Origin of the sequence: Massilia orientalis (assembly GCF_030411975.2) — a bacterium.
In the GTDB taxonomy this organism is placed as follows: Bacteria; Pseudomonadota; Gammaproteobacteria; order Burkholderiales; family Burkholderiaceae_D; genus Telluria; species Telluria orientalis.
Map to the genome: position 1 here is coordinate 89,154 of NZ_JASNRB020000008.1, position 18,817 is coordinate 107,970.

24 protein-coding genes are annotated in these 18,817 nt (G+C 65.2%); 14 read left to right on the plus strand and 10 right to left on the minus strand.

Features of this window, described 5'->3' with window-relative positions; genetic code table 11:
* Nucleotides 1-59 precede the first annotated feature (59 nt).
* From QPK29_RS14295 to QPK29_RS14305, 3 genes are all read right to left on the minus strand, one after another.
* Nucleotides 60-281 (minus strand): glycine zipper 2TM domain-containing protein, encoded by a 222-nt coding sequence (locus QPK29_RS14295; RefSeq protein ID WP_036237051.1) that lies wholly within the window; start codon nt 279-281, stop codon nt 60-62.
* A 28-nt stretch (nt 282-309) separates the two neighbouring features.
* Nucleotides 310-642 carry a BON domain-containing protein gene (locus tag QPK29_RS14300; RefSeq protein ID WP_056127461.1) on the minus strand — a complete coding sequence of 111 codons (333 nt, stop codon included), beginning with the start codon at nt 640-642 and terminating at the stop codon, nt 310-312.
* A gap of 125 nt (nt 643-767) precedes the next feature.
* Nucleotides 768-2,828 carry an AsmA family protein gene (locus QPK29_RS14305; RefSeq protein WP_371770001.1) on the minus strand — a complete coding sequence of 687 codons (2,061 nt, stop codon included), beginning with the start codon at nt 2,826-2,828 and terminating at the stop codon, nt 768-770.
* Nucleotides 2,829-3,013: 185 nt separating this feature from the next.
* Here QPK29_RS14305 and QPK29_RS14310 point away from each other — a divergent pair, with 185 nt between their 5' ends.
* The 6 genes from QPK29_RS14310 to QPK29_RS14335 are packed head-to-tail and all read left to right on the plus strand — an operon-like array spanning nt 3,014 to nt 6,113.
* Entirely contained in the window at nt 3,014-3,409 is a 396-nt protein-coding gene (locus QPK29_RS14310; RefSeq protein ID WP_056127468.1) for a DUF4398 domain-containing protein, read from the plus strand.
* Nucleotides 3,410-3,448: 39 nt separating this feature from the next.
* Nucleotides 3,449-4,366 carry an OmpA family protein gene (locus tag QPK29_RS14315; RefSeq protein WP_371762989.1) on the plus strand — a complete coding sequence of 306 codons (918 nt, stop codon included), beginning with the start codon at nt 3,449-3,451 and terminating at the stop codon, nt 4,364-4,366.
* A gap of 48 nt (nt 4,367-4,414) precedes the next feature.
* Nucleotides 4,415-4,951 (plus strand): ferritin-like domain-containing protein, encoded by a 537-nt coding sequence (locus QPK29_RS14320; RefSeq protein WP_056127476.1) that lies wholly within the window; start codon nt 4,415-4,417, stop codon nt 4,949-4,951.
* Between the two features lie 37 nt (nt 4,952-4,988).
* The gene (locus QPK29_RS14325; protein ID WP_082577703.1) at nt 4,989-5,327 is read left to right on the plus strand and encodes a DUF883 family protein; all 339 of its coding nucleotides are present in this window, start codon (nt 4,989-4,991) and stop codon (nt 5,325-5,327) included.
* An 18-nt stretch (nt 5,328-5,345) separates the two neighbouring features.
* On the plus strand, nt 5,346-5,732 hold the full coding sequence (locus QPK29_RS14330) for a phage holin family protein (RefSeq protein ID WP_371770000.1): 387 nt from the start codon (nt 5,346-5,348) through the stop codon (nt 5,730-5,732).
* A gap of 15 nt (nt 5,733-5,747) precedes the next feature.
* Complete coding sequence (locus QPK29_RS14335; RefSeq protein WP_371769999.1) at nt 5,748-6,113, plus strand: hypothetical protein; 366 nt, start codon at nt 5,748-5,750, stop codon at nt 6,111-6,113.
* 230 nt (nt 6,114-6,343) lie between these two features.
* Here the strand turns inward: QPK29_RS14335 and QPK29_RS14340 are convergent, their stop codons facing one another.
* Complete coding sequence (locus tag QPK29_RS14340) at nt 6,344-6,820, minus strand: outer membrane lipoprotein (protein WP_056127486.1); 477 nt, start codon at nt 6,818-6,820, stop codon at nt 6,344-6,346.
* Between the two features lie 206 nt (nt 6,821-7,026).
* Here QPK29_RS14340 and QPK29_RS14345 point away from each other — a divergent pair, with 206 nt between their 5' ends.
* The 3 genes from QPK29_RS14345 (at nt 7,027) to QPK29_RS14355 (ending at nt 9,468) form a co-directional block, all read left to right on the plus strand.
* Nucleotides 7,027-7,575 carry a hypothetical protein gene (locus tag QPK29_RS14345; protein ID WP_371769998.1) on the plus strand — a complete coding sequence of 183 codons (549 nt, stop codon included), beginning with the start codon at nt 7,027-7,029 and terminating at the stop codon, nt 7,573-7,575.
* A gap of 173 nt (nt 7,576-7,748) precedes the next feature.
* A complete protein-coding gene (locus QPK29_RS14350; protein WP_056127494.1) occupies nt 7,749-8,063 on the plus strand; it encodes a BON domain-containing protein in 315 nt (104 codons plus the stop codon).
* 127 nt (nt 8,064-8,190) lie between these two features.
* On the plus strand, nt 8,191-9,468 hold the full coding sequence (locus QPK29_RS14355; RefSeq protein ID WP_371769997.1) for an AI-2E family transporter: 1,278 nt from the start codon (nt 8,191-8,193) through the stop codon (nt 9,466-9,468).
* 37 nt (nt 9,469-9,505) lie between these two features.
* Here QPK29_RS14355 and QPK29_RS14360 read toward each other — a convergent pair whose 3' ends face one another.
* Nucleotides 9,506-10,426, minus strand: coding sequence for a YihY/virulence factor BrkB family protein (locus QPK29_RS14360; RefSeq protein ID WP_371769996.1), 921 nt, complete (start codon nt 10,424-10,426; stop codon nt 9,506-9,508).
* A gap of 91 nt (nt 10,427-10,517) precedes the next feature.
* Nucleotides 10,518-11,567 (minus strand): OmpA family protein, encoded by a 1,050-nt coding sequence (locus tag QPK29_RS14365; protein ID WP_056127499.1) that lies wholly within the window; start codon nt 11,565-11,567, stop codon nt 10,518-10,520.
* A 550-nt stretch (nt 11,568-12,117) separates the two neighbouring features.
* On the opposite strand from QPK29_RS14365, the gene QPK29_RS14370 reads away from it, so the two are divergent.
* The 5 genes from QPK29_RS14370 to phbB all read left to right on the plus strand — a co-directional run bounded on the left by QPK29_RS14370 (nt 12,118) and on the right by phbB (nt 16,048).
* Nucleotides 12,118-12,732, plus strand: coding sequence for a winged helix-turn-helix domain-containing protein (locus QPK29_RS14370; protein ID WP_056127502.1), 615 nt, complete (start codon nt 12,118-12,120; stop codon nt 12,730-12,732).
* A gap of 167 nt (nt 12,733-12,899) precedes the next feature.
* Nucleotides 12,900-13,658, plus strand: a complete 759-nt coding sequence (locus tag QPK29_RS14375) for a glutathione peroxidase (protein ID WP_371769995.1) — start codon at nt 12,900-12,902, stop codon at nt 13,656-13,658.
* Between the two features lie 21 nt (nt 13,659-13,679).
* Nucleotides 13,680-14,546, plus strand: coding sequence for a M90 family metallopeptidase (locus tag QPK29_RS14380; RefSeq protein ID WP_371769994.1), 867 nt, complete (start codon nt 13,680-13,682; stop codon nt 14,544-14,546).
* A gap of 84 nt (nt 14,547-14,630) precedes the next feature.
* Entirely contained in the window at nt 14,631-15,185 is a 555-nt protein-coding gene (locus QPK29_RS14385) for a hypothetical protein (RefSeq protein ID WP_056127511.1), read from the plus strand.
* A gap of 116 nt (nt 15,186-15,301) precedes the next feature.
* Nucleotides 15,302-16,048, plus strand: a complete 747-nt coding sequence (phbB, locus tag QPK29_RS14390; protein WP_056128399.1) for an acetoacetyl-CoA reductase — start codon at nt 15,302-15,304, stop codon at nt 16,046-16,048.
* Between the two features lies 1 nt (nt 16,049).
* Here the strand turns inward: phbB and QPK29_RS14395 are convergent, their stop codons facing one another.
* The 4 genes from QPK29_RS14395 to otnI form a co-directional block, all read right to left on the minus strand.
* A complete protein-coding gene (locus tag QPK29_RS14395; RefSeq protein WP_371769993.1) occupies nt 16,050-16,406 on the minus strand; it encodes a TraR/DksA family transcriptional regulator in 357 nt (118 codons plus the stop codon).
* Between the two features lie 158 nt (nt 16,407-16,564).
* Nucleotides 16,565-17,086, minus strand: coding sequence for a hypothetical protein (locus QPK29_RS14400; RefSeq protein WP_371769992.1), 522 nt, complete (start codon nt 17,084-17,086; stop codon nt 16,565-16,567).
* A 17-nt stretch (nt 17,087-17,103) separates the two neighbouring features.
* On the minus strand, nt 17,104-17,955 hold the full coding sequence (locus QPK29_RS14405) for a hypothetical protein (protein WP_371769991.1): 852 nt from the start codon (nt 17,953-17,955) through the stop codon (nt 17,104-17,106).
* 79 nt (nt 17,956-18,034) lie between these two features.
* On the minus strand, nt 18,035-18,811 hold the full coding sequence (otnI, locus tag QPK29_RS14410) for a 2-oxo-tetronate isomerase (RefSeq protein WP_371766198.1): 777 nt from the start codon (nt 18,809-18,811) through the stop codon (nt 18,035-18,037).
* Between the last annotated feature and the right edge of the window lie 6 nt (nt 18,812-18,817).

Sequence of the window (18,817 nt, forward strand, 5' to 3'; positions counted from 1 at the left end):
TCGATTCAAAAAGAAAATGCCCCGGCAAGCGGGGCATTTTCTGCCTGGTGCAGACGCGATCAGTGCGTGGTCTTCACCTGGTTGCCGATCACGCCGCCGACAGCTGCGCCACCGACGGTACCGACTGCGCTGCCGCCCGTCAGTGCGCCGCCGACCACGGCGCCGGCGCCGGCGCCGATGGCGGTGTTACGGTCCTGCTTCGACATGCCGGCGCAGCCGGTCAGGCCCAGGGCCACGGTTGCCAGCGTTGCGGTCGCGATGATGTGCTTGATGGTCTTCATGTTGATCTCCTTAAGGTGGGTTGCATACTCACTTCAGGCGCAGCTCATTCCTGACCGATCTGACGCCCCTCACGGTGCGCGCGGCCGCGGCGGCCGCCGCCACGTCGTCCGCGGAGCTCACGAATCCGCTCAGCTTGACGACCCCCAGGTCCGTGTCGACGTCGATCTGGTTTGCCTTCAGGCTGGCATCGCCGAGGAGGGCGGCCTTCACGCCGGCCGTAATGCCGGCGTCATCGGTTTGCCCTACAACAGCCTTCGGGCTGTTCGTCGCGCATCCCGTGATCCCGTACAGGGCCAGAGCCGCCAGCAGTGCCGATGTCGATAGTGCTGCCGGGGTCCTGCCTGTACTGAATCGTTTCATGCCTTCTGCGCTTCCTCGCGATGCCGGCCTGCTGTTCGGGAACGGCGCCGGCCTTACCATGACTCCAGCATACATGTCGTTCGCATAGCGGTCTGTACGACAAATAACACTGTGTCATGCCGAACTCAACGCTTGGCGCTTTTTCCGGGCGGCGGCGCAACAGGCTTCGCACCCGCCCGGGCCAGCAGCGCGTTGCACGGGCTGTCCTTGCCCGGCCCCGCGTTGATCAACGGGAGCAGGGCGGCGGCCGGCGCCGCGACGATGGCCAGCGCGGCCGCAGCGCCGCCTTTCAGCGCCAACACTTTCTTGTCGAGCGACAGGTCCGGATTCTTGAACGTGCCGCGTACGTAGAACGGCGTGCGCAACGTGAACAGGCGCAGGCCCTTGGTCTCCGGCTTGATGCGCAGGTCCATCTGCTCGGTCGACATGTTCACCCAGCCATTGATGTCGACGATGGCTTCCTCCGTGTCGAGCACGAAGGTGCGGGTCTGCGCCACGCCATCCTTCACGCCGAGGTCGGCGGCGAGGCAGTTCAGCTTGACTTCCTTGTCGCCAAACAGTTTCGTGATGATGATGTTGCCGACGTTCAGGCCGGCCTCCTCGAGCAGCAGCTTGCTGACGACGCCCTGGCTGACGAGACCTTTCACTTCGCCGTTCGCAGCGGCCAGCATCGCGCCGACAGAATCGCCCGTCGCGGTGAGCTTCGCTTCGCCATAGATCGAGCCCACGGTCGCCTGCATCTTTTCGATTTGCGGGAACAATTCCTTGATATGGATGTCGCGCGCCTTGATATCGGCCGTCGCCTTGATCGGGCTGTTGGCGTTGCTGCCGTCGAGCTTGATGTTCGAGTTGACGTTGCCGCCGGCCATCACGAAATTCAGGGGCTCCAGTGTCAGCACGCCATTGTTCATCACGACATGGCTTTGCAGCTTGCTGATGGGCAGGTCCTTGTCCTTGACGATGCGGTCGGCCGTGAAGCGCACGTCGGCGTCCAGCACCTTCCAGCGCTCAGTATGGAATTTCTCGACGGGCAGGGCCTTGTTCTCCGGCTGCACGGCCTCGACGCCCCGCGCGCGCTTGCTCGCGTTGGAATCGGCGCCGATCAGCGGACCGAGGTCGGCAAAGCGCAGCTGGTGCGACACGACGTTGCCGGTGAGCTTGTTGCGCGGCTTGCCCGTCGCGAATTCGAGGCGGCCCGCGATGTCGGACTGGCCCACCTTGCCCTTGAACTTGTCGTACACCCAGCGGCTCTTGTTCTCGCCCAGTTCGCCCGTCAGGTGGCCGTCGGTCGAGAACGCGGGCGTCTCGGGCAGCAGCACGCCCGTGAACGGATACAGCCGCGCCATCGACGGCGCCGCCAGCGTCAGCTTCACATCGATGCCCGCCAGGTGGGCGGGGCGGGTGACCGTCCCTTCGACGGCGACGCGCGTATTGGCCGAGTGCACGTCGGCCTGGACGGGGAACGGCTCGTCCTGGTCGCGCAGCGACAGCACGGAACCCGTCTTACCGCCGCCGCCCACGGGCGCGCCGTTGTACTCGCCGCGCAGCTTGAAGGCGATGCCATAGGTCGGGTCGTTCGCGATCGTGTCGATGTCGGCCGTGACGTCGGCCTTGGTCACGGCGTCGATCACGTGCACCGTGCCCTTGTTCAGCACGACTCGTTCGAGGTCGAGCGTCCACTTCGATTTCTTTTCCTCGCGCTTGTAGACCCAGTTGTAGTGCGTGGCGTCGATGCGCAGCAGCTCGGCCTGCGGGCCGTCGAAGCGCAGCACGGGCACGTGGATGCGGTGGCCCAGCAGCGCGAACGGATCGAGCGAGAACGAGAACCGGCGCACGCTGGCCATGTCGCGCTGGGGCAGGCCTTCGGGGTTGCCCACGTGGACGTCGTCCGCGTACAAATGCGGCCACGGGATGTAGTCGCGCCACGTGCGCTGCGCTTTCGGTATGCTTTTCGACGGCTGCTCCCAATGCACGGCGAGATTGCCGCGGATGGCGAACGGACGGTCGATCGCGTCGCTGACCTTGTCGTTGAGCCAGGGTTTGGCGCGGTTCCAGTCGAACGTGAGGACGATGATGATGGCGATGACGGGAATCGCCACCAGAACGCCGACGATGCCGAGCGTGATCTTCACCGGACGCGACATGCGCGCGCCCCGCCTGGGCTGTTGGGTGGGCTGGGTTGTCATGGCCTTCCTTCTGGTGGGATGGGTTGATCGCAGATTAACGTAAAGGTCTTTGTGTCAATGTGCGGTGCCGCACCGTAGCCCGGCCGCAGGCGGCCCGAGGGCGTGTCTATGTGCGCCAGCGAACCGATCTCGTCCAGCGCGAGGGTTATAACGTTACCAACACAATCACAATCAGGAGTCGCAAGATGGATACGAAATCGAAGAACCTGCTGATGCGGGTCGGCGCAGCCGCCGTGGTGCTTTCGCTGGCTGCCTGTGCCAGCCCGGAAAAGACCCCGGCCACGGCTGCCGTCGCGGTTTCGCACAATGCCGTCGAAAACGCCGTGTCGGCGGGCGCGCCCGAGCTGGCGCCGACGGAGATCTCGGCTGCGCGCGACAAGATGATGCGCGCCAACCAGGCCCTCGCCGCCAAGGATTACAAGACGGCGCGCGAACTCGCGATCCAGGCCCAGGCCGACGCCAAGCTGGCGCAGAGCAAGGCCAACTCGGCCAAGGCCACGGCTGCCGCCGACGCCCTTAACGAGGACCTGCGCGTGCTGCGCCAGGAAGTCGACCGCGCCAATTCCGACCAGCAGCAGTAAGCCCAATAACAAGAACCGCAGAAAGGAAGCATCATGACAATGAATTTCCTGAAGGCCCTCGTCGTTGCCGGCACGATCGCCCTGGCCGGCTGCAGCACCGTCCCGACCACCACGCCGACCCTGGACGAGGCGCGCGCCGACTTCGTCGCGGCGAACAACAATCCGCAGGTCGCGACGTACGCGCAAATGGAATTCAAGCAGGCCGGCGAAGCGCTCGACCGCGCCAACCAGGCCGCCGCGCAGCGCGAGAGCCTGGACACGATCGACCGCCTGGCCTACATCGCCAAGCAGAAGATCGCCACCGCCCAGGAAGTCGCGAAGACGAAGTCCGCCGAGGCCGAGGTCGCGAATGCGGCCCGCGAACGCGACCGCGTCCAGCTGGAAGCCCGCACCGCCGAAGCCGACCGCGCCAAGCGCGACGCGGCCGCCGCCCAGGCCCAGGCCGCCGCCGCCCAGGCGCAGGCCCAGGACGCGCAGGCCCAGGCCGCCGCTGCCCAGCAGCAGGCCGCCCAGCAGGCCGACCGCGCAGCGCGCCTGGAAGCGCTGCTCGTCGAACTGCATGCGCAGAAGACGGAGCGCGGCATGGTCGTCACGATCGGCGACGTGCTGTTTGCCACCGACCGCGCGGAACTGAACGCGAACGGCATGGCAACCGTGAAAAAACTGGCCGAGATCATGACGCAGAACCCCGACCGCACGGTCATGGTCGAAGGATTTACCGACAGCACGGGCACCGCGGCCCATAACAAGGACCTGTCCGAGCGCCGCGCGGCGTCCGTGGCCCAGGCCCTCGTCGGCCTCGGCGTGCCGCGCGAACGCATCGGCATGCGCGGCTATGGCGAGGCATTCCCGGTCGCGTCGAACGACACGGCCGCGAACCGCCAGCTGAACCGCCGCGTGGAAATCGTGCTGTCGAACGCCGGCGCACCGATCCCGCCTCGAGCGGCGCAGCGCTGAACCAGGGCCCCGCGCCCGAATTTAAAACTTACTGAAAGAGGAAGATTCATGGAACAGAACGCATCCAACCTGGCGCACGGCTTCGACATCGCGGAAATCCGCCGCGCGGCCGCGAATCTCGAAGACGGCGCCGTCACCGAGGGCTACGCGGCCGACCGCGAAGCCGTCATTGGCATGCTTAACGCCGCACTGGCGACGGAACTGCTGTGCGTGCTGCGCTACAAGCGCCACTACTACACGGTCAGCGGCCCGAACACGGGCCACATCAAGGCCGAGTTCCTCGAGCATGCGCAGCAGGAGCAGGACCACGCCGACCGCATCGCCGAGCGCATCGTCCAGCTGAACGGTTCGCCGAACTTCAACCCGGCCACGCTGACCCAGCGCAGCCATGCCGAGTACGACGATTCGGAAGACGTGCAAGCCATGATCCGCGCCGACCTGATCGCCGAGCGCGTGGCGATCGAATCCTACCGCCAGATGATCCAGGCCATCGGCGACAAGGATCCGACCACCGCGATCATGCTGACCGAGATCCTGGCCACCGAGGAAGAGCACGCCGACGACATGCGTGACCTGCTGGCCTGAACCTTTACCCACCACTACCAACAACAAGGAGTACACCATGTTAGAGTCCATCCGCGCCAACGCCAACGCCACCCAACTCAACGGCGCAGCGAACAATGCTTCCGGCGACGTGAAAGCGCTCGTCAAGGACGCCCAATCGCTGCTGAGCGCCGCCGCTTCCCTCACCGGCAACAAGGCCGATGAGCTCCGCGAGCGCGGCATGGAACTGCTCGACCAGGCGCTGGGCAAGGCCGGCAAGTACCAGGATCAAGCCCTCGTCAAGAGCAAGGAACTGGCGCGCGCAACCGATGTCTACGTGAAGGACAACCCATGGCGCACCGTGGCCGTGGCGGCCGGCGTCGGCCTGCTGCTGGGTGTCATTCTGGGCCGCAAATAATTCGGGTCGGGGGCAGCCATGGATAACAATGAAACCGTCGTGCATAGCCCCGGCCTCATGGGTGGTATCACGGGCCTGGCCAAGAACCTGTTCGGGCTCGTGGTGTCGCGCGTGGAACTTGCCGCGCTTGAGCTGTCTGAAGTGCGCAATCACGTGATCGAACTCGTGGTTATCTTCGCGATGGCCGCCCTCGCCACGTGGTTCGCGCTGGCCTACGGCACCGCGACGATCGTGGCGCTGGCCTGGGAAGAAATGGGCTGGAAGATCCTGCTCGTCATGTTCGTCGTGTTCGTCGTGATCACCCTGATCCTCGTGATGAAGGGACTCTCGCTGCTCAAGCAGGGCAAGCTGGCGTTCCCCGAGACCATGAAGGAATTGCGCAACGACCGCGACATGCTGTTGTAACCGGAGGAACGAGCTATGGAAAAAACGATTGGCCATCACACGCATGGCTCCCTTGAAGAGCGCAAGCGGGCGTTGTTGCGCGACGGCGAGTTCTACCGCAGCGGCGTCGCCCACGCGCGTGCCCAGATCAAGCACGAGGCGCGCCCCGAAGTGATCTTTCATTCGGTGCTCGACCACGCGACCTGGGTGCTGCGCACCCGCGCCGATGCACTGCTCAAGCCGACCGGCACGAGCATCTCGGTCCTGGCCCCGTATGCGCTGACCGTGCTGGGTTTCATTCGCAAGCGCAATCTCGGCAAGCCGGCACTGGGCGTGGCCGCCATCCTGGGCGCGCTCGGTTGGTACTTGCAGCGCAAACGCGCGCAGCAAGTGGCATACTAAGGACAACGCGGCGCGATTCGCCACCGGATCGCGTTTTCACGAATATGGTGGGGCTTGAGCGGCGTCGCAATCTTCGATTGGACGCCGTCTTTTTATGGCCCGTTACACCGTGCACAAAGCTCGGTAGGGCGGGCTCACCGAGCCCACGCGTAACGCCAACATATCGCGACGCCCGCTTTCCCATTAAAAAAGCCGGCAGAGCCGGCTTCAAAGTGCACGTGGCGCGCCGCTCAATAGCGATAGACGCGGCCGTCGACGATGCGCACGCGGTTGCCCACGCGCAGGTCATACACATTGTCCTGGACGATGGTGCGGTATTCGCCATTGTCTAGACGGATATTGACTGCGTACTGCTGTTGTCCTGCTCCCTCGCGGTTCGCTTCCACACGGTTACCGATCGCTGCGCCCGCCACGCCGCCGGCCACGGTTGCCGCCGTGCGGCCGCCGCCGCTGCCGACCTGGTTGCCGGCCAAGGCACCGACGAGGCCGCCGACAATCGCGCCGGCACCGCTCGTGCGGCCTTCACCGTTGGTCACCTGGATCGATTCGATCGTGCCGTAGCCCGTCGAAGCCGTGTTGTCGTAGCCGTTGGCGTAGCCATTGTTGTAGCCGTTGTTGGCGTAGCTGGGCTGGGACGACTGGCTGGCGCAGCCACCGAGGAGCGCACTGGCCGCGACGAGGGCGGCAAGGGTACGAGTAGCTTTCATGACTTGTTCTCCTGGCAAAGATGTGGGACCAGATTACGCAGTCATGCGTACGGGGTCTGTGCGATGACGCACTCACCTGCGGGTGCTCATCCGATGCTTTTTCATCATCTTTTTTCGAGTGTTCGTCAGCGAACAGAAGTCGTCCTTACGGCAGAGTAAAACGTCAACATCGATTGAAAAAAAAGAGTGTCAAAAGGAGAACAAGAATGCGCACACCACACATGATCCTGTTGCTGGCGGCCGCCCTGTTGTGGGCGGCAGGCCATGTCCGCGCGGCGACGCCGGAAGCGAAGCTGGCTTACCAGCAGGCACGCGACACGGCGGCGGCCGAGTACAAGAACGCACGCGCCCGCTGCGATGCCATCACCGGCAATCCGAAGGATGTCTGCGTGCTCGAAGCGAAGGCCGCGCGCGTGCGCATGGAGGAAGAAGCGCGCGCCAAGTACGAAGACACGCTGAAGGCCTATACGCGGGCACGGATGCGCATTGCCTCCGCCAACTATGACCTCGACAAGGCACGCTGCGCCGGCCTGACGGGCAACGACAAGGACGTGTGCCAGGAACAGGCCAAGGCCCGTCTCGTCGCCGCGCAGGCCGACGCGAAGGCCGACCAGAAAACGATCGAAGCGCGCAACGAAGCGCGCGAGGACAAGCTGTCCGCCGCGTACCGCGTCGCCATTGAGAAATGCGATGCGTTCGCCGGCGCCGCCAAGGATCAATGCGTCTCGGCTGCGAAGGCCGAGTTCGGCAAATGAAAGAGGTTCTTTCAAAACGGTCAAGGCCAGGCGCAGCGACGCAGATAGTGGGCTAGCACGGCAAGGAGCTGCAACGACGCCATGTCCGTTTTGAAACGACCTATAAGCGGCTCGCAGCCGCACCCCGCTCATCAAGAGCACAACCCAGTACCACCACTAACAAGGAGTTCACCATGAACGCAACCAAACGCATCGCCACCGCCATCTTCACCGCCGCTGTCGCCTTCACCGTCGTCGGCTGCTCGTCGAGCCCGACCAAGGAAAGCACCGGCGAGTACATCGACGATGCCGCCATCACCGCAAAAGTGAAGGCTGCGATCTTCAACGAGCCGACCCTGAAGGCAACCGAGATCAATGTCGAGACCTACAAGGGTGACGTGCAGCTGTCGGGCTTCGTGGCCCAGCCGCAGGATGCGCAGAAGGCCGCCGACGTCGCACGCGGCGTGAAAGGTGTGTCGTCGGTCAAGAACGACATCCGCGTAAAATAAGCTGACCGGGCGGCTCGTGCGCGGGCCGGCCCGACAGTCGTTTCGATTGCCGCGCCGCGCGGCATCCGCCCTGGCAGGAGACTGCCGGCGGATGCCCGGGACCGGCTGTTTTTTTCAGGCAGGTATCATGCAGCTCGCCCAATCCGGCTCCGCAACATCCGAGGCATCCAACCCAGTCACGCCGGTTGCCGCGGCGCCCGCGGATGTCGAACAGGCGGCGCGTGAAGCCGGCCTCGTCAACACCGATGGAGCACCGACGGGCGAAGAGCTCGGCGCTGCGCACGGCAACCTGCGCCTGCCCATTCATGTCCAGGCGCGCGGTCTCACGCTCGGCGTGATCGCCACCGTCGCGTTCGTCTTCGGCCTGCAGTGGGCCAAGAATTTCTTCGTGCCGCTGTTGCTCGGCATTTTCATCGCCTACACGTTGAGTCCCGTCGTGCGCTGGCTCGAGCGCTGGCACATCCGGCGCGCCATCGGCGCGACGCTCGTCACGGGCCTGATCCTCGTCGGCATGGCGCTCACGATGCAGCGGGTGCAGGGCGAGTTCCTCAACATCGTCGACGAACTCCCGACCTTGACGCACAAGGTCACGCGCATCCTCACGGATGGGTCGGGCGGACCGTCGACGATCCAGCAGGTCCAGGCCGCCGCGGCCGAACTCGAACAGGCCGCCGCCAACGCGGGCGGTACGAAGCGGTCGGCGCCGCCGCGGCGTACCGCGGCACCGGCCGTCGCCCAGACGCCCGGCGGCAGCAATTTCCGCATCATGGACTGGCTGCTGGCCGGTTCCGTCGGCCTGGCCAGTTTCATCTCGCAAGCCACGATGGTGGTGTTCCTCGTGTTCTTCCTGCTGCTGGCTGGGGACACGTTCAAGCGCAAGCTCGTCAAGCTGACGGGGCCGTCGCTGACGCAGAAAAAAGTGACGGTGCACATCCTCGAAGACATCAACACGTCCATCCAGAACTATATGTTCATGCTGCTCGTCACGAACGTGCTGCTGGCGCTGCTGATGTGGGTGGCGCTGCGCCTCATCGGCCTGGAAAACGCGGGCGCGTGGGCGATCTTCGCCGGGGTCGCGCACGTTATGCCTTACTTCGGCCCGCTGTTGATCACGTCGGCCACGGGCCTCGTCGCCTTCCTGCAGTTCGAATCGCTGCAGATGGTGATCCTCGTGGCCGGCGCATCGCTGGGGATCGCGACGCTCGTCGGCATGGTGGTCACGACCTGGATGACGGGCAAGATCGCCAAGATGAACCCGGCCGCCGTGTTCGTCAGCCTGCTGTTCTGGGGCTGGCTGTGGGGCATGTGGGGATTGCTGCTCGGCGTGCCCGTCGTCGTCGTGATCAAGGTCGTGGCCGAACGCGTGGAAGGGATGGAAGTCATCGCCGAACTGCTCGGCGAATGACGGCGCCGTCCCGTAGGGGCAACGGCGCCGCGGTGGTTCAGTGCACGGGCGATGGGCGCGCTTCCGGCGGCGGCGCACCTGGGACATGCTTGTCCTTCAGGCTGCCCATCTGCAGCGCGTACTGGCGGGCGAATTCCGCGCCCAGGAAAAAGATCTGCGCCGAGTAATACACCCATAGCAGCAGCGCGATCAGCGAACCGGCCGCGCCGAAGCTGCTCGTCGTGCCGCTGTTGCCGATGTACAGGCCGATCGCGAACTTCCCCACGGTGAACATGATCGCGGTGCCGAGGGCGCCGATGGTCACGTCGTGCCACGACAGTTTTACGCGCGGCAGCAGCTTGTAGATCGCGCCGAACATCACGGCGATGACGAGGAAGCTGAAGGCCCAGGCCACCCAGCCCAGGATGATCGTCGCGGAATGCCACATGCCGCCCAGGTATTTCTCCAGCACGGACAATGCGGCGGACACGACCAGCGTGAACATCAGCAGCAGGCCCAGGGTCAGGATCAGGCCGAACGACAGCAGGCGGGTGCGGATGGTGTCCCACCAGGTGGCGTCCTTCGGCGGCGGGACGTCCCAGATTTCGTCCAGGCTGTCCTTGAGTTCCGCGAACGCACTCGTCGCACCGATCAGCAGCAGCACCGTCGCGATGATCGTCGCCAGCTTGCCGCTTTCCTTGTTGCGGGCACCGGCCAGGATCGCCTGGATGGTTTCCGCACCCTGGGTGCCGACGAGGCCGCGCAGCTCGTCCAGCAGCTGGCCTTGCGCGGCGTCGGTGCCATAAAAGAAGCCGGCGATCGCGATGACGAGCACGAGGATGGGAGCCAGCGAGAACAGCGTGTAGAACGCGAGGGCGGCGCCTTTGCTCGATGCGCGGTGGCCCAGCCATTCGGTCACGGCGCAGCGCATCACATGGACGACCTGGCGGGAGAAGGGGATCCAGTTTTGTACTGCCATCAGGTAACCTCCAAAAAGACGAACGCGCCCGAAGGCGCGTTCAGGGGCCTACGCCCAGCGCTAGGCGGGGACGGGGCCCCGCGTTGTCGCGTTATTGCACGCGGCGCTCGATGGTGATCGGCTCCACTTCCACGCGGCGGTTCGGTGCCAGGCAGGCGATCAGCTCCGAACGTTTCTTCTGGTGGCAGTCGGTCACGACCGGGTTCTGCTCGCCCTTGCCGTAGGCCTTCAGACGGTTGGCGTCGACGCCCTTGGCGATCAGGTACTCGCGCACGGCGTTGGCGCGGCGCTCCGACAGCTTCTGGTTGTACTTGGTCGAGCCCAGGCGGTCGGTGTAGCCGTTGATGTCCACGTCGGTGATCGAAGGGTCGGCCTGCAACGCGGCGGCGATGTCGTCCAGCTTCGGCTGCGGCGACGAGAGGGTGGCGCTGTCGAAGGCGAACAGTTCGCTGGCCGACAGGGTCACCTTCTCGAAACGTGCCGGCGGCGGCGGCGGCGGAGCGGCCGGTGCCGGGGCCGGTGCCTCGACGACCGGAGCCGGGGCAGGCGCCGGGGCCGGAGCCGGGGCCGGGCGCGGCGGCGGGTTGAAGGCGTAGTTCAGGCTGAACGTCGCGTACTTGGTGTTCGCGCGCGAGAAGCCGAACTCGTCGTCGTCGCGCAGGTGGGAGCGCACGTCGCGCACGTCGGCCTGCAGGGACCACTGCTCGTTCATGCTGACCTGGAAGCCGACGCCGGCCTGGTAGTACGGCGACCAGCCGGACACGTTACGGATCGGATTGCTCACGTGGTCGCGTTCGCCGCCGACGCCGATCAGGAGGTACGGACGGAACGTCTTACGCGACAGCATCAGCAGGGCATCGACGCCGACGAGGGTCTGGCGGTAGTTGACATTGTTATCGTCGACGCGCGCCTGGGTGGCGCCGATCTGGATGTCCCACAGAGGATGGACGGCCTTGCCGAACTTCAGCCCGCCGCCCCAGTCCTTCTTCGACGTCCCGAAATCATGGTCGGGCTTGATACCGACGATCGTCGGGGCGATGTACCACGACGGATTGATGACCTCGGTGGTGTCCTGAGCCAGGGCCGTTCCGGCGGAGCACAGGATGGCGGCGGCCAGAGCGATCTTCTTCGTATTATTCACAGGTAACTCCCATAAGTTGTAAAGGTACTTGACATCGCATGGCTTGCAGTGATGTTGATGTCAAGCTTACAAGTCGGCCATTTTTCGGGTCAGTGCGGTAGCGCACCTAACAGCCGGTTGTTGTGGCGATTTTACAACGTAGCCATTTATGCCATGATTGCGGTTTGTTTCAGGATGTTACGAACTGCGCGATAACCGTCGCTTACTTCGTTCAATGTCGCCCTTCGTGCATTCACGCCTCCTTTTATTACGGGATTGTCATGTCACGCGGTCAGGTCGATACCGCTTCGATTGCAAGCCGTGCAGCCGGTTCCCGTTGAGCCTCACCAATTTGTCGCGTGTCAATACGCGATCGAATTTCTCTTGCTTTTAGGGATGAATAACTTTTCAGAAATTTTTAGAAATGTTGGATGGCGCACAGACCGGGCATGGTGAGGCAGGCAATCTTGTACCCAGTTAAGCGGAACCGGCGTGTTGTCAGGTGGTCATACACGAATACGGCGGTCCGGGCCATACACAGAACATCGTCCTTTTCACGGAGTAAACCAATATGCATGCAGCGACTCACCACAATGCGGTACAAGGCGAACTCAACGCGGTGCACACTTCCACTAACTCTGCACTGATCGAACGCGTCCCACCGCAACCGACCGAGCGCGCTCCGATTTCGCTCGCGCCGATCGAACGGGTGCGGTCGACGTCGGCTACCCAGCGCCGTATCGAAAACATGCAGAAGCTGATCGGCGAGCTGCAGACCCACGAGATGCTGGCCGACGAAATCGCATGGTTCCTCAAATTCTCGCCGTCGGGCGCCCGCAAATACATCCGCGACCTGCGCGAAGCCGGCGTCATCGAACTGGCCCGTTACATCGAAGGTACCGCCACCTACCTGGGCAAGGCCGTCTACCGCATTTCGCCGGATCCGGATCGCGTCAAGGCCTTCCTGGGCGCCATCTGCCAGCCCAAGCGCGAAGGCGCCGCCCCGCGCAAGGAGCGTCCGGGCCTGCGCGAGCAGAGCATGGCCGGCACCGGCCGCCACTTCCACATCCTTGCCGACGACACCCATTACGCGATCCGCGTCAACCGCAGCCCGGTGACCCGCGATCCGCTCGTCGCCGCACTGTTCGGCCCGCCTCCGAGCCAGGTCGCCAAAGAGCGCGTCTGAGCGCGCTGGCGTTGATGGCGGCCGCGTGACGTGCCGCCATCAGCTGCGCCACCCCGCCGCAAGGCCGGGTGGCGCTGTTTTTTTGCAGGATTCCAATTGAAAAGGCGACAAGCGTGCTCATATGCCGGGTGCGGCACCCCGACCGCTTACCCCATCAAGGAGACTCCATGCTGCCGAGTGCCGAATCGCTGGAAGGCCAACCCGTTCCCCAGGTGACGTTCAAGGCGCGCCCCAATGACCAGTGGCGCGACATCACGACCGATGAACTGTTCAAGGGCAAGACCGCCGTCGTGTTCGCCTTGCCAGGCGCCTTTACGCCGACCTGTTCCTCGGCACACCTGCCGCGCTACAACGAGCTGGCACCCGCCTTCCGCGAGAACGGCGTCGATGAGATCGTCTGCATCTCCGTCAACGATGCCTTCGTGATGCAGTCCTGGCAGGCTGGGCAGGAGGCGGGCAACATCACCATGATCCCCGACGGCAACGGCGACTTCACGGAAGGCATGGGCCTGCTCGTCGACAAGCGCGACCTCGGCTTCGGCAAGCGGTCGTGGCGCTATTCGATGCTCGTCAAGGACGGCATCATCGCCAAGGTGTTCATCGAGCCGGACAAGGAAGGCGATCCGTTCGAAGTGTCGGACGCCGACACCATGCTGCGCTACCTCAACCCGGACGCCACGCCGCGCGAACCCGTCGTGATGTTTTCCAAACCCGGCTGCCCGTTCTGCGCCCGTGCCAAGGCCGTGCTGAAGGCGAACGGCATCGTCTTTACGGACATCCCGCAGGATGCGAAGATCACCACCAGCGTGCTGCGCGCCGTTACCGGCGCCACCACGTGGCCGCAGGTCTTCATCGGCGGCAAGCTGATCGGCGATGCGGAGGCCGTCGCGGCGTATTTCGCGCCGCGCGCGCAAGAGGCCCAGTAACGCCGGTATCGGGAGAACACGATGGAAGCCGCTATCGTCTGCGCCGTGCTCGCGCTCGGCGTGCTGTTCGCGTGGCTGCTGCCGCGCTGGCGCCTGCGCCGCGTGCTGGCGCGTCCGCTCACCGCGGCCCAGCTCGGCATCATCGAGCGCAACGTGGACCAGTACCGGGGCATGCCGTCCGACCTGCGCTTGCAATTGCAGCGCCTCGTCAAGCAGTTCCTGCACCAGAAGACGTTCGTCGGCTGCGCCGGGCTCGACGTGACGGAAGAGATGCGCGTGACGATCGCCGCGCAGGCGTGCCTGCTGCTGCTGAACCGGCCCAGCCGCGTGTATCCGGGCCTGCACGCCGTGCTCGTCTACCCGGGCGCCTTCCTCGTGCCGCGGCGCGAGCATGACGCGGCCGGCGTCGTCACGGAAACGCGCCAGGACCTGCTGGGCGAATCGTGGGGCGACGGGCGCGTCGTGCTGTCCTGGGAACACGTGCGCCGCGCCGGCCTGGCGGCCGAGGGCACGCACAACGTCGTGCTGCACGAGTTCGCGCACCAGCTCGACAGCGAATCGGGCAGCAACAACGGCGCGCCCTTTCTCGGCAGCCCGGAGCGCTACCGGAGCTGGTCGGAAACGCTGTCGCACGATTTCGCGCTGCTGCGGCGTGACGCCTACTGGGGCCAGCGCGACGTGCTCGATCCGTACGGCGCCACGAATCCGGCCGAGTTCTTCGCCGTGGCCACGGAGAGTTTCTTCGAACAGCCGTACGAGCTGGCCGCGCGCCATCCGCAACTGTATGCGGAGTTCCAGGCGTATTACCGCGTGGACCCACGCGACTGGTTCCCCGCGCCGGCACCGGAACCGGAGCACTACGGCATGGTCTACGGACAGTGGCGCTAGCGGCTCCGCTGCGTGCGCTCGCGTACAGAGACCGAGCCCAGCGGGAGGCATCATGGCCACACCTTTATATGCAGGAGGTCATCCATGTCCACGATCATTGCAGGGCACTTCCAGCTGCAGGATGACGTCGAGCGGGCGCGCCGTGCCCTGATCGACGCCGGGTTCCCGAGCGAACGCATCAGCGGGTTCTACCTGAGCCAGCCGGGCCAGCACGACCTGACGCCGATCGGCGGCGACAACATCCACTCGCCGGGCGCCAAGGAATCGCCGGAAGGCGTGGCCCAGGGCGCCGGTGCCGGTGCGGCGGTCGGCATCGTGGCCGGCGCCGCGACGGCCCCCGTGACCGGACCGCTGGGCCCCGTGGTCGGCGGCCTCCTGGGCGCCCACGTCGGCTCGCTGTTCAGCTTTACGAAGATGAAGGATCCCGGCGAACGCGAGGAGGGCGGCCGCGCGCCGATGGAAAACCGCCCGGCCGGCATGCTCATCGCGGTCGCCTTCGACGATCCCGGCCTCGAGTCGCGCGCCGTCGACCTGCTGCGCGGCCTGGGCGCCCACCACATCGAGCGCGCGAAAGGCAATATCGTCGATGGCGACTGGGCCGATTTCGATCCGGCGTCGCCGCCCGACATGATTCACTGAGTCCGCGTCCCCCGCGTCTATTTGCGTTTCGTCAACGACGTCTTTGTCCGTCCCCCTAGACTCGATGTTTCGTGTTGCGCACCCGGCGCGGCAGGTTGATGAAGGACGACGAAACCATGCACGACAACAAAGTAGCCTTGGTGACTGGAGGGATGGGGGGACTGGGCACGGCGATCTGCCGGCGCCTGCAGGCGGAGGGGTTCCGCGTGGCGGCAACCTATTCGCCCGGCAATGCCACGCCTGACGCGTGGCTGGCCGCCCAGAGAGACGAAGGGTACCGATTCACGACGTATCGCGTCGACGTCACCGACTACGGCGACTGCGAATGGATGATGCAGAAACTGCTGGCCGAAATGGGCCGGCTCGACGTGCTGGTGAACAATGCCGGCATCACGCGCGACCGCAGCCTGCGCAAGATGACCCTGGACGATTGGCAGGACGTCCTGCGTGCCGATCTCGACAGCGTGTTCAACATGAGCAAGCAGGCGATCGAACCGATGATGGCGCAGCAATTTGGCCGCATCGTCAATATCTCGTCCGTCAACGGCCAGCAGGGCGCCTTTGGGCAGGCCAATTACTCGGCCGCCAAGGCCGGCATGCACGGCTTCACGAAGGCACTGGCGTTGGAGATGGCGCGCCACGGCGTCACCGTCAACACGGTGTCGCCCGGCTATCTGCGCACGAAGATGGTCGAGGCCGTACCGGCCGACGTGATGAATGGCAAGATCCTGCCGCAGATCCCGATGGGGCGGCTGGGCGAGCCGGACGAGATCGCCGGCCTCGTCGCCTATCTCGTGTCGGAAGACGCCGGTTTCATGACGGGCGCCAACCTGGCCATCAACGGCGGGCAACACATGTATTGAACTAGCGCCGCTCGGCCCGCGTCTGGCAGTCGATGCACAGGCGCGCCTCCGGCCGGGCCAGCAGGCGCGACGCGCCGATCGGCTGGCCGCAGTCCTCGCAATAGCCGTAGCTGCCGTCCTCGATCCGGGCGAGCGCCTGGCGCAGCTGGCGCATCTCGGCCGAGTGATGGCCGGCCGCTTCGCGCGACAGGTCGTTCAGCAGACGGACGGTGGCGCGGTCCAGCGGCGACGTCTCCACATCTTCCACAGGCAATTCTCCCGCGTCCGGGCGCGGCTCCTCGATGCTGGACAGCGCGGCAAGACGCTGCTCCAGCATGGTCTTGAGCAGCGCCAGCTGCTCGGGTGTGAGGGGTTCCATGGTCACACGACAGCGAAGACGTGACGACATGCACCGGAAGCGGCGTGCGGAATGGCTTTCATGGATGTCCCCTCGTTCGTGTCGTTGGAAGCCGCGCGGCGGCGATTTCAGTGTAGCGCGGAACGAGGGGCGTGGATACCGCCGCACGGCGGCCGCATTCAGGCCGACGAGGCGGGCAGGGATGGCGCGTTGTCGATGGCGACGATGTCGAGCTGGGTCTTGAGCCCGTCGAGGGCCGCGAGGATGGGGACGACCTGGCCCGTGCTGGCGGCCGCAGCCAAGCCCAGCAGGCGCGCGACGAGCGTGATGCCGTCGCCGATGCGGGTAATGCGCTTGATCTTGTCGGCGGCGTCCACCGTCAGCTGGACCAGGTGCGCTTGCGGCTGGCCCAGCGCCGACACGACGCATGCGGCCGCCTCCGCATACAGCCGGTTGGCGCGCTGGCGCAATTCCATCTCGGCGTTCAACAGGGCGCGCGCGGCCATCTGCTCCGGTTCCGGCACGTCCTGGCCCTGGTGGCGGCGGATGTCGCGCATGACGCGCTGGTGGATGCTGTCCGCGCACGCCGACAGCTTGTCGGCCAATTCCTCGACCTGGTGCGCGGTCGACAACGCCTCGGCCGGGCTGGGCGGCGGCGGCGCGGCGGGCGCAGCCTGTTTCGGTTTCTCGTCGTTTGCCATGATCTCTCCTCGTGCGCTCAATCGGACAGGGCGTCGCGCAGTTTCGTCAGGTCGCGCGCATAGACGGCCAGCAACTTGCGCACTTCGTCGCCGTGCAGGTTATTCAGGTTTTCGCGCAGTTTCTGGTGGCCCAGGGCGACCTTCGTCAAACCCTGGAGGGCCAGGTCATAGCGTTTGTCGACCAGCTTGTACTCCGTCGACTTGTTGAGATAATGGACCTTGGCCAAGGTCACGAGCATGCGGTCGGACGTCCTGGTGGAGAACGGGATTTCGACATCGAAGATGCCGAGCACGGTCTTCTTCTCGTTGTCGTTGGTCTTCGCGTACAGGCGGGTCAGCTCGATCATGGCCTCCAGCAAGACTTGCACATCGGCGTCGCCGTCGCGCACCATTGTCTCGACGCTGCGGTTCTGGTAGCCCGATGCAATCACCCGCGTCAGCAGCCGTGTCAGGCCCGTGTACGCGGCGATCTGGCGCTGCTGCAGGCCGGACTCCGCGTTCGCCTTGAGACCATTGCCGAGGTCGTCGATGCGGTCGGACAAGTCGTAGCGCGCGTCGCCCGCCAGCACGCTCAACGTCTGCATGTACAGCACGACGGTCTTCTGGATGCTGACGAAGTCGTCGTACACGGCGCGCCGGCGCGCATCGTTTTCCTTCGCGATGCGGTCGGCGGCGGGAGAGAGGTACGGTTGTTCGCGCTCGTAGGTGTCGCGATAGCGGCGCGACAGCTCACCGTAGCCGCCCAGTTTGGCCGACGCGTCGGCGAATTGCCGCACCTCCGCCAGGCTCACGGGGCCGGTACTGGCGCAGCCGCCGAGCACCAGGGTGGCGGCGAGGACGATCAGGGTAAAACAGCGTCGCAGGTCCATGGGTCCTTTCTGGACGGCAAAAGGCCGGCCCGAAAAGCCCTCATTCTTTCAAACTGGCGGATGCTGTTATTGCCAATGCTCAAGTCAAGGCCGTGCGCCAACCCAGGCCGGCCACGGTATCGCCCAGCGGGATGTATTCGCAGCCGACCCAGCCGTCGTAGCCCAGCGCGTCGAGCGTGCGGAACAGGAAGGGGAAATTGATCTCGCCGGTGCCCGGCTCATGGCGGCCCGGCACGTCGGCCAGCTGGATGTGGCGGATCAGCGGCATGCGTTCGCGCAGCGTATTGGCGAGGTCGCCCTCCATGCGCTGCATGTGATAGATGTCGTATTGCAGGAACAGGTTCGGCGCGGCGGCTTCCGCGATGATGGCGGCGGCCTGCGCACTCTTCGTGAGGAAATAGCCGGGGATGTCGCGGTCGTTGATCGGCTCGATCAGCAGGTCGATGCCGTGCGGGGCCAGCGCGGCGGCGGCGAAGCGCAGGTTGTCGACGAACGTCGCGTGCGCGCGCTCGGGGGCGACGTTCGGCGGCAGCTTGCCCGCCAGGCAGTGCAGGCGCTTCACGCCCAGGTCGAGCGCGTATTCCAGCGCCAGCTCGACGGTGTCCTGGAATTCGCCCACGCGGCGCGGGTCGCAGGCCATGCCCCGCTCGCCCGCCGCCCAGTCGCCGGCCGGAAAATTATGCAGCGCCAGTTCCAGCTGGTAGCGTTGCAGGCGGCCGGCGATCTGCTCCGCCTCGAAGGCGTAAGGAAACAGGAACTCGACGCCGTCGAAACCGGCCGCGCGGGCGGCGGCAAAGCGTTCCAGGAAGCCGAGCTCGTTGAACATCAGGCTCAGGTTGGCGGCGAAGCGGGGCATGCGAAT